At 68.4% G+C, this 12,559-nt stretch carries 9 protein-coding genes; 4 read left to right on the top strand and 5 right to left on the bottom strand.

Going from position 1 to position 12,559, the window contains the following annotated elements; all coding sequences use genetic code 11:
• Nucleotides 1–26: 26 nt before the first annotated feature.
• Genes NR101_RS09495 through NR101_RS09480 form a run of 4 tightly spaced genes read right to left on the bottom strand, consistent with a single transcriptional unit; the run spans nucleotide 27 to nucleotide 3,722 of the window.
• On the bottom strand, nucleotides 27–1,310 hold the full coding sequence (locus tag NR101_RS09495; protein ID WP_256776624.1) for a TRAP transporter large permease: 1,284 nt from the start codon (nucleotides 1,308–1,310) through the stop codon (nucleotides 27–29).
• Between the two features lie 3 nt (nucleotides 1,311–1,313).
• Nucleotides 1,314–1,847 carry a TRAP transporter small permease gene (locus tag NR101_RS09490; protein WP_256776623.1) on the bottom strand — a complete coding sequence of 178 codons (534 nt, stop codon included), beginning with the start codon at nucleotides 1,845–1,847 and terminating at the stop codon, nucleotides 1,314–1,316.
• 11 nt (nucleotides 1,848–1,858) lie between these two features.
• On the bottom strand, nucleotides 1,859–2,863 hold the full coding sequence (locus NR101_RS09485; protein ID WP_256776622.1) for a TRAP transporter substrate-binding protein: 1,005 nt from the start codon (nucleotides 2,861–2,863) through the stop codon (nucleotides 1,859–1,861).
• 37 nt (nucleotides 2,864–2,900) lie between these two features.
• On the bottom strand, nucleotides 2,901–3,722 hold the full coding sequence (locus NR101_RS09480) for a 2-keto-4-pentenoate hydratase (protein ID WP_256776621.1): 822 nt from the start codon (nucleotides 3,720–3,722) through the stop codon (nucleotides 2,901–2,903).
• A gap of 210 nt (nucleotides 3,723–3,932) precedes the next feature.
• Between NR101_RS09480 and NR101_RS09475 the strand changes: the two genes are divergently transcribed.
• From NR101_RS09475 to NR101_RS09460, 4 genes are all read left to right on the top strand, one after another.
• On the top strand, nucleotides 3,933–4,874 hold the full coding sequence (locus tag NR101_RS09475) for an alpha/beta hydrolase (RefSeq protein ID WP_256776652.1): 942 nt from the start codon (nucleotides 3,933–3,935) through the stop codon (nucleotides 4,872–4,874).
• Complete coding sequence (locus tag NR101_RS09470) at nucleotides 4,871–6,499, top strand: carboxylesterase/lipase family protein (RefSeq protein WP_256776620.1); 1,629 nt, start codon at nucleotides 4,871–4,873, stop codon at nucleotides 6,497–6,499. The genes NR101_RS09475 and NR101_RS09470 overlap by 4 nt, the downstream gene beginning before the upstream one ends.
• Before the next feature lie 154 nt (nucleotides 6,500–6,653).
• Complete coding sequence (locus NR101_RS09465) at nucleotides 6,654–7,244, top strand: cysteine dioxygenase family protein (protein ID WP_256776619.1); 591 nt, start codon at nucleotides 6,654–6,656, stop codon at nucleotides 7,242–7,244.
• A 156-nt stretch (nucleotides 7,245–7,400) separates the two neighbouring features.
• Nucleotides 7,401–8,240 carry a PhzF family phenazine biosynthesis protein gene (locus NR101_RS09460; protein ID WP_256776618.1) on the top strand — a complete coding sequence of 280 codons (840 nt, stop codon included), beginning with the start codon at nucleotides 7,401–7,403 and terminating at the stop codon, nucleotides 8,238–8,240.
• Nucleotides 8,241–8,600: 360 nt separating this feature from the next.
• On the opposite strand, the gene NR101_RS09455 is transcribed toward NR101_RS09460, so the two are convergent.
• Nucleotides 8,601–12,356, bottom strand: a complete 3,756-nt coding sequence (locus NR101_RS09455) for a LamG domain-containing protein (RefSeq protein WP_256776651.1) — start codon at nucleotides 12,354–12,356, stop codon at nucleotides 8,601–8,603.
• Nucleotides 12,357–12,559: the final 203 nt, after the last annotated feature.

The raw sequence follows: 12,559 nt of genomic DNA, 5'->3' as shown, positions 1-12,559 counted from the left end.
GTGCCGCGTCCCGGCGAGGTCCTGGCTCAGGCGCGCAACAGCGCCGGCAGCCACAGCGACAGTTCGGGGAAGAAGGTGACGATCACCAGCACCCCCAGCGCGGCGAACCAGAACGGCCAGATCGAGCGCATGCTCTCGCCGACGCTGATCTTGCCGATCGCCGTGCCGATGAACAGCACCGAGCCCACCGGCGGGGTCACCAGCCCCAGGCCACCGGTCAGCACCAGCACCAGGCCGAAGTGGATCGGATCAATGCCGTACGCCTTGGCCACCGGCAGGAAGATCGGCGTGCAGATCAGGATCATCGGCGCCAGGTCCATGAAGGTGCCCAGCAACAGCAGCATCACCACGATCATCAGCAGCACCATGAACTTGCTGTGCGCGAAGGACTGCAGGAAGTCCACCGCCGCTGCGGGCACCTCCAGGTAGGCCAGCAGCCAGCCGAACACCGCCGCGGTGGCGATCACGAACAGGATCACCCCGGTGCTGCGTGCGGCATGGGTGACCGTGCCCAGGAACTCGCGCCAGTTGAGTTGGCGGTACAGCACGGTGGTGACCAGCAGTGCGTAGACCACGGCAATGGCGGCGCTTTCCACGGCGGTGAAAATGCCCGCGCGGATACCGATGAAGATCAGCGCGACCAGGCCCAGGCCGGGCAGGGCTGAAACCATGCGCAACAGCACCGCGCGCCAGCCCGGGAACACTTCCACGCCGTAGCCGCGACGGCGCGCGACCACGTAACCGGTGACCATCAGCGCCACCGTCATCAACAGCGCCGGCACGATACCGGCAGCGAACAGATCGGCGATCGACAACCCGCCACCGGCCGCAGCCGAGAACAGGATCAGGTTGTGCGACGGCGGCACCAGCAGCGCGACCAGCGCAGCGGTGATGCTGACATTGACCGCGAAATCACGGTCGTAGCCGCGCTTGACCATCTGCGGAATCATCGTGCCGCCCACCGCCGATACATCGGCGATGGCCGAGCCGGACACACCGCCGAAGAACAGCGAGGACAGGATCGAGACCTGGCCCAGGCCGCCGCGCATGCGTCCCACCAGCGAGGACGCCAGCGAGATCAGGCGTTCGGAGATGCCGCCGCGCATCATGATTTCGCCGGCGAAGATAAACAGTGGAATGGCGATCAGCGACGCCGACCCGGTGCCGGCGGAAATCTGCTGGACCAGCACCAGCGTGGGCAGGTCCAGGTACCACAGCGTGGCCAGGGCGGCCGCGGCCAGGGCAAAGGCGACCGGCACGCCAAGCAGCAGGAGTACCGCGAAAACAGTGAACAGGATCGTGATACCCATGACTCAACGGTCTCCTTCTGCAACAACGTCGGCCGGCTGTACCGCCTGCACCATCTGGTTCACCGCGAAGATCGCCATCAATGCGCCGCCGATGCACAGCGGCAGGTAGTTGATGCTCTGCGGCAGGCTGGCGCCGGCGGCCTTGATGTCCAGCCCGTCCAGCAGCAGCACCGCCGCCCACCAGGCGATGACCACGCCGAGCACGGCCACCACCAGCGCGGCGAACACATCCACCGCGCGGCGCAGGCCCGGGCCCATGTTCGCGGCCAGCAGGAAGAAGCCGAAGTGGCGGCGCGTATGCACGCCGGTGGCCGCGCCCAGGCTCATCGCGGTGGCCAGCAACAGCAGCGTGACCGGCTCGGTCCAGCTGGGCGAATCGTTGATGACGTAGCGGGCAAACACCTGCCAGCCCTGCACCAGCACCAGCCCGAGCAGGGCCAGGACGGCAATGTGGATCGCGCCGTCGGCGAGGGCATTGAGCACGCGTTGCGGCGCGCTGACGGTGACGGCGGTGGTTTCTGAACTCATGTCGGACATCGCGGCGGGCCTCAGGCGAAGTCGCGGATGCGACGGGTGAGCGCGGCGATCTCCGGCTGCTGCAGGTACTGCTGCAACAGCGGATCGGCGGCCTTGCGGAAAGCGGGCATGTCGACCGCGTTGAACTGGATGCCGGCGTCGGCCACGGCCTGGCGCGCGGCGTTTTCCGAGGCATCCCACTGCTGGCGCATCACGTCCACCGATTCGCGCGCGGTCTGCAGCAGCAGCTGGCGGTCGGCCGGGCTGAGCTGTTCGAGGCTGTCGCGCGACATCAGCAGCACGTCCGGTGCATAGGAGTGATCGCTCTGCGACCAGTAATGCGCGGCCTCGAAGTGACGGCTGGAGTGGAAGCTGCGCATGTTGTTTTCCGCACCGTCGATCATGTGCGTCTCCATGCCCGAGAACGTGTCGCCCAGCGACATCGGGGTTGGATTGGCACCGAGCAGGCGCATCAGCTGGATGAAGATGTCCGAGGACGCCACGCGCAACTTCAGCCCGTGCAGGTCCTTGGGTTCGACGATCGGGTGCTTGGTGTTGTAGAAGCAGCGCGCGCCGGAATCGTAGATGGCCAGGCCGACCAGGTCGCGGGTTTCAAAACCGCGCAGCACCGCATCGGCAATGCCGCCATCGAGGGCGCGGCGCATGTGCGCCACCGACTCGAACACGTAGGGCAGGCACAGCGCCTGGGTCATCGGGAACGCGTTGTTGAGCGCGCCGGAATAGACCCGGGTGATGTCGATGGCGCCGAAGCGCGCCATGTCGATCGCCTCGGACTCGCGACCAAGCTGGCCGGAGTGGTACTGGCGCAGCTTGAGGCGGCCGCCGGTCTTCTGCTCGAGCTGCTGGCCGATCCACTTCACCGCGGTCACGGTGGGGTAGTCGGCCACGTGCACGTCGGTGGCGGTCAGCAGGCGTGCGCCGGCGACCTCGGTGCCACCGGGACGCGAACAACCGGACAGCACGGGCACGCTCAGCGCGCCCAGACTGGTGGCAAGGAAATTTCTGCGAGTGAACATCTGCGCCCTCCCAAGCGGACTGTCCATGGCTGCACGGTTACCCGGCAGCGATGGCCCTGCAGGTAATGTCGCCGTAGCCGGCGAAACGGATCAGTGCCTGTTGGCCTACGGCGATATCGTGGATGCCGGTGGCGTTGCCGCTGGCGATCAGGTCGCCGGCCTTGAGCGGCCGCCCGCGCTGCGCCGAACGGGCCAGCGCGAACGCATAGGCGGTACGCAGTCCACCCGGCAGCAGGGTGGCGCCGCCGGTGCCGACCACCTCGCCTTCGATGCGGGTTTCCGCCCGCAGGTCGGCGTCGTCCAGGGCGGTCCAGTCGGGGATTTCCGCGCCGAGCACCAGACCGTTGTTATTGCCGAAATCGGACACCACCACGCGCGGGCCGAGCTTGTTGATGGTGGCCAGCGGGCTGCTGGCCACTTCCACGCCGTAGAACAGCTTGGCCGGCAGCGCCTCGGCTTCCTCGGCGGTCCAGTGCAGCTTGTCGGCCGGCGCGTCTTCCAGCAGCTGGATCACGAACTCCGCCTCGACCGCACCGAAGCCGCCGACGAACACCGGAATGTCCACTGTTCCACCGGTAGCATTCCAGAGCCGGCGTGCGAAAATCGGGCCCAGCAGGCGGTCATCCCCGGAGCTGTCGCGACGCTCGGCAGCGATATAACCGACCTTCCACCCGACCACCTGGTCGTCCCACAGTCCGATCGCCTGGTCCTGGACGCGATAGGCGGTCACCAGGTCCGGCGGGATCTCACCGGGGAATTCGGGCAGCGCGCGGCCCTCTTGGCGGGCGCCGACGAAGGCGTGGGCGATCTCGCCCAACCCCTGGTCTGGCAGGTCGTGTGTGCCGTGATCGTTGCTCAAGCGGGTCTCCCGGTGAATGGTGCACTGCCCATCGACAGCGCCTGGATGAGCTGTATATGGTAAACCGGTGTCATTGGCAATGTGCAGCGCGTCAGAAGGCTGCGGCTGGGGCACGATGACCGTTCCATCCGCCCACAAGGACACCTGCCGATGCCCCGCGCTGTTCTGTTGCCATTGCTGGCCTGGCTGCTGCTGGCCAGCTCCTCTTCGATGCTGCACGCCGCCGAGCGCAGCGTACCGGCGAGCGAGCCCGCCCCGGGCAGTCCGGACCGCATCGCGCTGTGGCCGGCCGGGCAGGTGCCGGGCGAAACCGGCGCGCCGCGCACCCCGCATGTCATCGAGCGCAGCGACGACCCGGCAGTGCCGGACCGTTACATCGACGATGTGGATGCCCCGTATCTGGTCGCCTACCGTCCCAGGCAGCCCAACGGCAGCGCCCTGCTGGTGATTCCCGGCGGCGGCTACCAGCGCATCGTGCTGGACAAGGAAGGCACCGCACTGGTGCCGGCCTTCGTCGAGCACGGCGGGGTGACCCTGTTCGTGCTGCGCTACCGGCTGCCAGCCGGGCGCAGCGATCGCCAGGCCGCGTTGGCCGACGCACAGCGCGCGCTGCGCCTGATTCGAGACGGCGCGAAACGCTGGCAGCTCGATCCGGGCCGCATCGGGGTGATCGGCTTCTCCGCCGGTGGCCACGTCGCGGCGCGGCTGAGCGCCGGCTTCGATCTGCCGGTGTACCCGGCGCGCGATGCAATCGACCGCCAGAGCGCGCGGCCGGACGTGGCGCTGCTGCTGTACCCGGTGATCGACATGGGGGCACACGCGCACACGGGCTCGCGCGTTCGCCTGCTCGGCGAGCATCCCGATGCGGCGCGGGTGGCGCAGTTCTCGATGCAGGACCACGTGCGCGCGGACATGCCGCCGACCTTCCTGGTGCACGCGCAGGACGACAAGGTGGTGGCGGTGCACAACAGCCTGGTCTACTACCAGGCGCTTACCCGGGCCGGCGTCGCCAGCGAAATGCACCTGTTCCCGCAGGGCGGGCACGGCTTCGGCGTGCGCATCCGCCCCGGGCTCACCACCGCGCAGTGGCCCACGCTGGCCCTGCAGTGGATGCAGGCGCAAGGCACGCAGGCCGCGGAGGCACGCCGATGAGCGATTCGCCCGCCGATCTGCAACGCCGCCGCTTCCTGCGCGACAGCGCGCGCTATGCGGTGATGCTCGCTGCGGGCAGCCTGCCGCTGCTGTCGGCGGCCGCGGCGGCAGCCCCCGGCCCACGCCGCGATGCCGCGCCGCTGGCGACGGTGCGCAGCGGACGCCTGCGCGGCCAGATCGAGCAGGGGGTAAACGTGTTCCGCGGCGTTGCCTACGGTGCCGATACGCGCAGCCGGCGCTTCCTGCCGGCGCTGCAGGAACTGCCGTGGCGCGGCGTGCGCGATGCCAGTGCGTACGGTCCTGCCGCGCCGCAGGGCAGCAGCGAGGGTCCGGGCAGCGAAGACTGCCTGTACCTCAACGTGTGGACGCCGGCGCTGCGCGATGGCGGCAAGCGCCCGATCCTGTTCTACATCCACGGCGGTGCCTACAACAACGGCTCGGGCAGCGATCCGCTGTACGACGGCGGCGCGTTGTGCCGGCGCGGCGATGTGGTGGTGGTGACGGTCAACCACCGGCTCAACGTGTTCGGCTATCTGTACCTGGGCGCCTTCGGCGACCCGGCCCTGGCCGGCTCGGGCAACGTCGGCCAGCTCGACCTGGTGCAGGCGCTGCAGTGGGTACGCCAGCACGCGCACGAATTCGGCGGCGATGCCGGCAACATCACCGTGTTCGGCCAGTCCGGGGGCGGTGCGAAGATCGCCACGCTGATGGCGATGCCCGCCGGGCGTGGGTTGTTCCGGCGCGCGTGGACCATGAGCGGCCAGCAGGTGACCGCCGCTGGTCCGCGTGCAGCCAGCCAACGCGCGCGGATTGCGATGCAGGCGGTGGGTGCGGCCGACGTGGCCGCGTTGCGCGCGTTGTCCACCGAGGCGCTGCTGGCAGCCACGCGGGCCCGCGATCCCTCGCGGGTGGAGGACACGGGCCTGTACTTCGGCCCGGTGCTGGATGGCGCAGTGTTGCCGGTACATCCGTTCTGGCCGGAGGCGGCCGCGCAGTCGGCCGGCATCCCGATGGTGATCGGCAACACCCACGATGAAACCCGCGCCTTCCTCGGCAACGACCCGGCCAACTTCTCCCTTACCTGGGAGACCTTGCCGGCCAAGCTGGAGAAGGAGCAGTACACCGACCTACTGCCTTCGACCGTGATCGCCGAGTACCGGCGCCTGTATCCGCACTACACGCCCTCGGACGTGTTCTTCGCGGCGACCACCGCCGGGCGCTCGTGGCGCGGTGCGGTGGAAGAACTGGAGGCGCGTGCACGCCAAGGCGCACCGACCTGGGCCTACCAGCTGGATTGGGGCTCACCACTGGACGGGGGGCGGTTCGGTGCCTTCCACACGCTGGACATTCCGCTGGTATTGGACACCACCGACCGACCGGGTTCGCGCACGGGCGATGGTGATGACGCCCGGCAGGTGGCCGCATTGATGAGCGAGGCGTTGATCGCGTTCGCGCGGCATGGCGATCCCCACCATGCGGGACTGCCACGGTGGGACAGGTACTCGCTTGATCGCCGCGAGACGATGCTGTTCGACCGGACCCCGCGCCAGGCCGACGATCCACGCGGGGGCGAGCGCGAGCTGTACCGGCAGGCGCCTTTCATCCAGCGCGGTACGTTCGGGTGATGGCATGCGGGCCGAATACGACATGGCGCGCGGTTCGTTTGATAGGCTTTAGGCACTTTTTCGTCGATTTTAATTGGCGTTACGCTTGATTCGACCCGATCTGTCGTGATTCCCGTCAAACATGACGTTCACCGTGATCGCCTAGACTGGGGACATGCACGATTTCCGCGACCCGTTTCCCCCCTTCCACGGACGTGATCGATTGATTGCCGCCGTCGATCACGCGGTACAGCACAATGATGCCCACCAGATCGCCGCCACGCTGCGCCACGCGCTGCGCGAGGCGATCGCCGACAGCCGCATCCAGCTGCCCGCCTGTGTGCACCACCCGATCGAAGACCACTACGCACGCCGCGAGCTGTACCGCAGCGCCGCGCACGGCTACAGCATCGTGGCGATGAGCTGGGGGCCGGGGCAGGGCACGCCACTGCACGACCACAGCGGCCTGTGGTGCGTGGAAGGGGTGTGGCTGGGCCAGCTGGAAATCACCCAGTACCAGCTGCTGGAGCGCGACGGCGAGCGCTTCCGCTTCCGCGCACAACCGGCCATCCTCGGCGACTGCGGCAGTGCCGGCAGCCTGATCCCGCCGCACGAGTACCACACCATCCGCAACACCAGCGCTGAGGATCTGGCGATCTCGGTCCACGTCTACCAGGGCGAAATGACCCGCAGCGCGGTGTTCGAGCCCGACGGCGGCGACTGGTACGCGCGCCGCGTGCAGGTGATGGAAACCGACGCGGCGTGATCGGTCGTGCCGGGCACTGCTCGGCAACGACGCAACCCGGGGCATCATGCGCCTCTTCGCGTGCCGGCCTGTCATCTCCTGCGAAGGGCAGCCGAGCGTGGCTCGGCTCTAACCAGGGCGGGCGTGGATAATCCGGTGGTGCTCCCGGAGGTCCCGATGTCCACCCATCCGTTCCAACAGGTCAACGTGTTCAGTGCCGATCCGCTGCTGGGCAATCCGCTCGCGGTGGTACTCGAGGCGGACGGCATCGATGACACGCGCATGGCCGCGTTCGCGCGCTGGACCAACCTCAGCGAAACCACCTTCGTGCTGCCGCCGACCGACCCGCGCGCGGACTACCGGGTGCGCATCTTTACCACGCTGGAAGAGTTGCCATTTGCCGGCCATCCCACCCTGGGCAGCTGCCACGCGTGGTTGGCGCAGGGCGGGGCGCCCCAGGGCGAGGAGATCGTGCAGGAATGCGGTATCGGCCTGGTGCGGATCCGCCGCAGCGACGCCGGGCTGGCGTTCCTGGCACCGCCGCTGCTGCGCGGCGGGCCGCTCGATGCCGCGCTGCGCGATCGCGTACACAGCGCCCTGGGGCTGGCTGCCGAGGACGTGCTGGAGGCGCGCTGGGTGGACAACGGCACCGGTTGGCTGGCACTGCGCCTGCGTGACCGCGCCACGGTGCTGGCGCTGCAGCCGGACTACACGCAGCTGGACGGTTTGAAGGTGGGGGTGTTCGGGCCGTGGCAGGCCGACGACGGCGACGCGGCACGGTTCGAGAGCCGCGCCTTCATCGCTGGCGACGGCGCGCCGGAGGATCCGGCCACTGGCAGCCTCAATGCAGGTATCGCGCGCTGGTTGCTCGAGGAAGGGCAGGTACCGGACCGCTACGTGATCAGTCAGGGCACCGTGCTGGGACGCGCCGGGCGGCTACAGGTAGAGCGGGTGGGCGATGCGCCGTGGATCGGCGGGGCCTGCGTGACCTGCATCGCGGGCACGGTGACGGTGTAACCGGGGATGGGGCGCGTGCTTCGTTCGGGGTCATGCCGACATCACCGGTTGCAGGTCCATCGGCAGTCGATCGGGATGCGGCCCTGGCGGCGCGCATCGCTGCGCGTTTGCGCGTGTGCAGCCTCATCAAGGCATGCAGGGCCTCCATACCGGCGTGTACGCTCGACCAGATCACCCGACATCACCGCCGCAGACCGGTACCCCTGACAGGCGTACGTAGCCTCGGCAGGGTCGCACCCCGAGCGACCGCCGGTAGTTCCCGGCGGCCCGGGAATGGCATGACCCCCACCGCGGGCTGCGCTGTTGCGCTGTTGCGCTGTTGCGCTGTTGCGCTGTTGCGCTGTTGCGCTGTTGCGCGCGTCAGTCCAACACGACCACATTGTTGCGCTGGGTCACCTCGGCGCCGCCATCGGCCAGCATCACCCGCACGCGCAGGCCGCTGTGCTTTCCCGACGGCAACGGCAGGCGCAGCGTATGGGTCTTCGGCACCAGGTCACTGGGCGCGGCCATTGTCGGCACCGCGCTGCGGGCGATCTCGCGCCCGTTGGCGTCTTCCAGCAGCACCGCGCCCGCGCCGGTGGCCACATGCCCCAGGCTGTGCACGGTCACCTGCACCTGGCCCGCATCGACACGCACATCGCCGCGACCGATGCCCAGGTCCGGGCGCTGCTCGACCGGCTGCCCGGCCTGCACCAGCTCGAACTCGAACATCTGGGCCTGGCCGGGGACAAAGCGCAGCCCCGTGGACGCGCTGCGCTCCAGCGTCAGCTCACGCACACTGGCCTTGCCGTCGATGCGGTCATCGCCATCGCGGTCAATGCCGCTGGTCATCCGCCACTGCCCGGCGGTGACATTCCAGGCGGTCATGTCCGCCTCCACCGCGCGTTTGCCCAGGTTGTAGGCGATCACCTTGAAGCGCGCCGGCGACGGCGCGTGCACCAGCAGCGCCACCTGTTCGGCGGCATCGGGCTGGGCGAAGCGCCAGCTCACGGTGTGCCCCGGCCAGCTCTGGTTGCGCTTGAGCGCGATGCCGCCCAGCCGTGCACGCTGGAGGAACTCGCTCGGCGCTTCGACCCGGTCGGACCACCAATGGCCCTCGGTATTCATGTACTCGCGCTGCGCCTTGGCCTGGATGCCGTCGGCGTGCAGGGCTTCAAGGTATTTCTTGTCGCCACTGGCCTGCCACGCCATCAGGCTGGAGAAGCCGGTAGTGCCCGCATCGGCATCGGCGATCAGGCGCGGGTTCCACTCCCCGCCCCGGCCGAGTACCTCCACGTAGTTCTCGCCCAGGTTGGATAACGCACCCGGGCCGCCGCGCTCGACGCGATAGTCCAGCGCCTTGAGGTACTTCGCATCGCCGCTCCAGCGCCACGCGGCCCAGAAGGTGTGCATGACATCGCCACCGCCGGAACCGTTGTTGAGCTCGCCGCCGCGGGTCTTGCCCGTGGCCCAGCTGATTTCGTTGGGCAGGGTCCAGCGGCCCTTGTCGTCGGTGTAGGCGTGGGCGAGGTAGCTGTTGGCCAGGCCGGTGACCAGCTTGCGGCTGGTGGCATCGGCGTTGTACTGGCCGATCAGGAACGCCGGATGCAGCGCCGGGAACGAGTACGGCTTCTGCCACTGCCAGTTCGGCTCGCGGTAGACCTTGTTGCCGCCGTACCAGTTGCTGGAGAACAGCAGCTGGCCCTGCGGGTTGGGCAGGATGATGCGTTCGTCGAAGGCCTTCACCGTCTCCATCAGCCGCTCGACGGTGAGCGGGTCGCCCCAGTTGAGGTAGAGCATGGCGCTGTTGGTGTTGATGCCTTCCTCGTAGGCATGCAGCTCGTCGGTTTCGATGGTGCTCAGGCCATTGCTGAACATGCCATTGCGGTACACCGCATCGGACAGCGCGGTGAGCGAGGCATTGAGCCGGTCCGGCTGCACGCCCATCAACGCCAACCCAGGCCACTGCTGGGTAAGGTCGGAATCATCGGAGATGCCGCCACCGAAGTCGCCGTAGGCGATCTGGCGGTTGTCGATCCACCAGTCCACGAAGCGACGTACGTATTTGAGGTCTTCGGTCTGCGCGAATGCCCACTGCGGCACGCCCTTGGGCGCTATCGGCGCGACGAAGGGTGGTTTGCCCTGGCTGTTGTAGCTGATGTAGTTCCAGTACAGCCGGCCGAGTTCGTGGTCCGGATCGACCCGCAGCAGATCGGTCAGGTCGGCATAGACGCGTGCATACAGGCGCTGGCGCTTGGAGGTGGTGTGCTCCTCGACGAGAAAGCCCCAGTTGTCGCGCGCCTGGTTGAAGCGGTCGGCCACGTGCTCCTGCTTGGCTTCTTCGCGGTCCTTGTAGACCATGCGGATCTCCGCACCGTCCAGCGAGGCGGCGTTGAAGCCCGGTGCGGCCGAGGCGATGGACAGCCACAGGCTGTCGGCGGTGAGGATGCGGTCGCGCAGGTCCAGCCACAGCGTGCGCTTTTCGCCCGGTTTGACCGATACCGACACATCGATCATGTCGCGCGCCGGCCAGATCGGGTCCTTGATGCGGAGGTTGAGCGGGATCAGGCCGTCGATCGTGGCGGGCAGGTCCAGCGCGGGCAGGTCGATGGCCACGCCGTCCAGGCCGTCATGCATGTTCTCCCAGCTGTAGGCCCAGCTGCGGATCAACGGCTGCGCGGCCGGCGCATCGGCCACCCCGGAAGGGATCAGCACGTGCACGATCGGCAGCGGCTGCGCGGGTAGGGTGTCGGCACTGCGGCGACGCGAACCGGCGCCCTTGGGCAAGGCCATCACCGTGCTGCGTTCGGCCGCCGGGAAACGGCCGTCGATGTACCGCCGCAGGCCGGCGATGTTGAGGTAGTCCGGCAGGGCCTGGCTGTCGATGACGTAGCGCTGCTTGACCGTGCCGGCGGGCTCGGGCGCCGCACTGACGTCGTAGGCCCAGATTTCCTGGATGGGGGTTTCCTGTTCGGTATTGCGGAAGTGCAGTACGCCGCCGGTCTGCGCGGGGATGTCATCGACGCTGCGCACCACGCCCTGGCGGCGCTGCAGCAGCGGCGTCGGCGACTGGCCGTCGTCGCCATGGCTGAGCGTGCCGAACGCGGCGCCGCGCACTTCGATGCGGTTGACGGTCTCACCCGGCGGCAGGGTCAGGTCAAGCTGCTTCCCGCCGTCGACGTAGGTGTTCCAGTCCGGCAGCTGGAAGTAGTCGTTGCGGCCGGGCAGTCGCGAACGGTTGTACACGCCGGGCCAGGTGGTCTCGGCGATGCCGTCAGTGGCCTTCCACATCCACTGCTTGTGGTCCTTGGTATCGGCGAACTCGACCTTGCGGATGCGCGTGGTCGGTGCAGTCAGCGCCGGTGGCGCCGCGCTGTCCCAGCCGAAGCGATGGCGCCAGGCACGCATTGGATCGGGCGCGGCCACGGCCGTGGTCGGTGCCGCATTGCGTGCCAGCGCGGCCATGCCAGCCGGATCGAGCAGGCGGTCGTAGACGCGGATCTCGTCCAGGTCGCTGCCACGCAGGAAGTTGTAGCGGCTCTGCACCTGGTAGGGCGCCATCACCCGCCCGGCCAAGCCGAGCTGGTCGAGCGCGGCGTCGTAATCGGCGGTGGTTTCCTGGCGGGCCACTTCCTTGCCATCGACGTACAGGCGTACGCCGTGGTCCTCGTCCCAACCGAAGGCGATGTGCTGCCACTGCTGCGGTGAGGGAGTGTGGTCGAGCGTGAAGGAAACCCGCGTGCGGGCCAGGTTGGCGTCGGTGACGAACGCGTCGAAGCCGTGGCCGTTCCAGTCGATGCGCAGCCAGGCCATGTCCCAGCTGCTGTGGTCGGCGTAGCCGACCCGGAAAATCACGAACGGCGCTTCACCCACCGCATAGCGGGGGCGCCAGAAGAAGCCGAGCGTGCCACGCTGGGCCTGGATGTTGCCGGGCGCGTTCCACGAGAGCACGCCGTCGTCTTCCCACTGGATCGCTGATCCGCGCGCGCCATCGGGCACGCGTTTGACCTTGTCCAGGAAATTGGGGACCGCATCGCCCTGCGCGGTGTCGGCGGTAAAGCCGTTGTCGGCCGAGACGTGGAACAGCAGCTGCGGTGCCGGCTGTGCCCAGGCGCCGGCGCTGCCTCCCAGCAGCATCCACAGCAGGCTGGCCGAAAGACGGGTGCGACGGGGCGAACGGACAGCGTGCAGCGGCATGGCAGGTTCCTTTCGACAGCTCAACGTTACGGCGGTGGCGCGGGGAGCTGGATCGAAGGCAGTGCCGGTGCGCTGCGTGCGGGCGCGCAGCCTCCCCGCCGCGTGTCCTGCACGCAACGCACGCTAGCAAAGCCGACGTTCCC

This window comes from Stenotrophomonas sp. Ste86 (assembly GCF_024519465.1).
Taxonomy (GTDB): domain Bacteria; phylum Pseudomonadota; class Gammaproteobacteria; order Xanthomonadales; family Xanthomonadaceae; genus Stenotrophomonas.
This window is presented reverse-complemented; position numbering and strand designations above follow the sequence as displayed.

What these genes read in the sequence shown, in the direction of transcription:
- NR101_RS09495 (WP_256776624.1), bottom strand. Translation starts at nt 1,310, where the DNA reads ATGGGTATCACGATCCTGTTCACTGTTTTCGCGGTACTCCTGCTGCTT.
- NR101_RS09490 (WP_256776623.1), bottom strand. Translation starts at nt 1,847, where the DNA reads ATGTCCGACATGAGTTCAGAAACCACCGCCGTCACCGTCAGCGCGCCG.
- NR101_RS09485 (WP_256776622.1), bottom strand. Translation starts at nt 2,863, where the DNA reads ATGTTCACTCGCAGAAATTTCCTTGCCACCAGTCTGGGCGCGCTGAGC.
- NR101_RS09475 (WP_256776652.1), top strand. Translation starts at nt 3,933, where the DNA reads ATGCTGCACGCCGCCGAGCGCAGCGTACCGGCGAGCGAGCCCGCCCCG.
- NR101_RS09470 (WP_256776620.1), top strand. Translation starts at nt 4,871, where the DNA reads ATGAGCGATTCGCCCGCCGATCTGCAACGCCGCCGCTTCCTGCGCGAC.
- NR101_RS09465 (WP_256776619.1), top strand. Translation starts at nt 6,654, where the DNA reads ATGCACGATTTCCGCGACCCGTTTCCCCCCTTCCACGGACGTGATCGA.
- NR101_RS09460 (WP_256776618.1), top strand. Translation starts at nt 7,401, where the DNA reads ATGTCCACCCATCCGTTCCAACAGGTCAACGTGTTCAGTGCCGATCCG.
- NR101_RS09455 (WP_256776651.1), bottom strand. Translation starts at nt 12,356, where the DNA reads ATGCTGCTGGGAGGCAGCGCCGGCGCCTGGGCACAGCCGGCACCGCAG.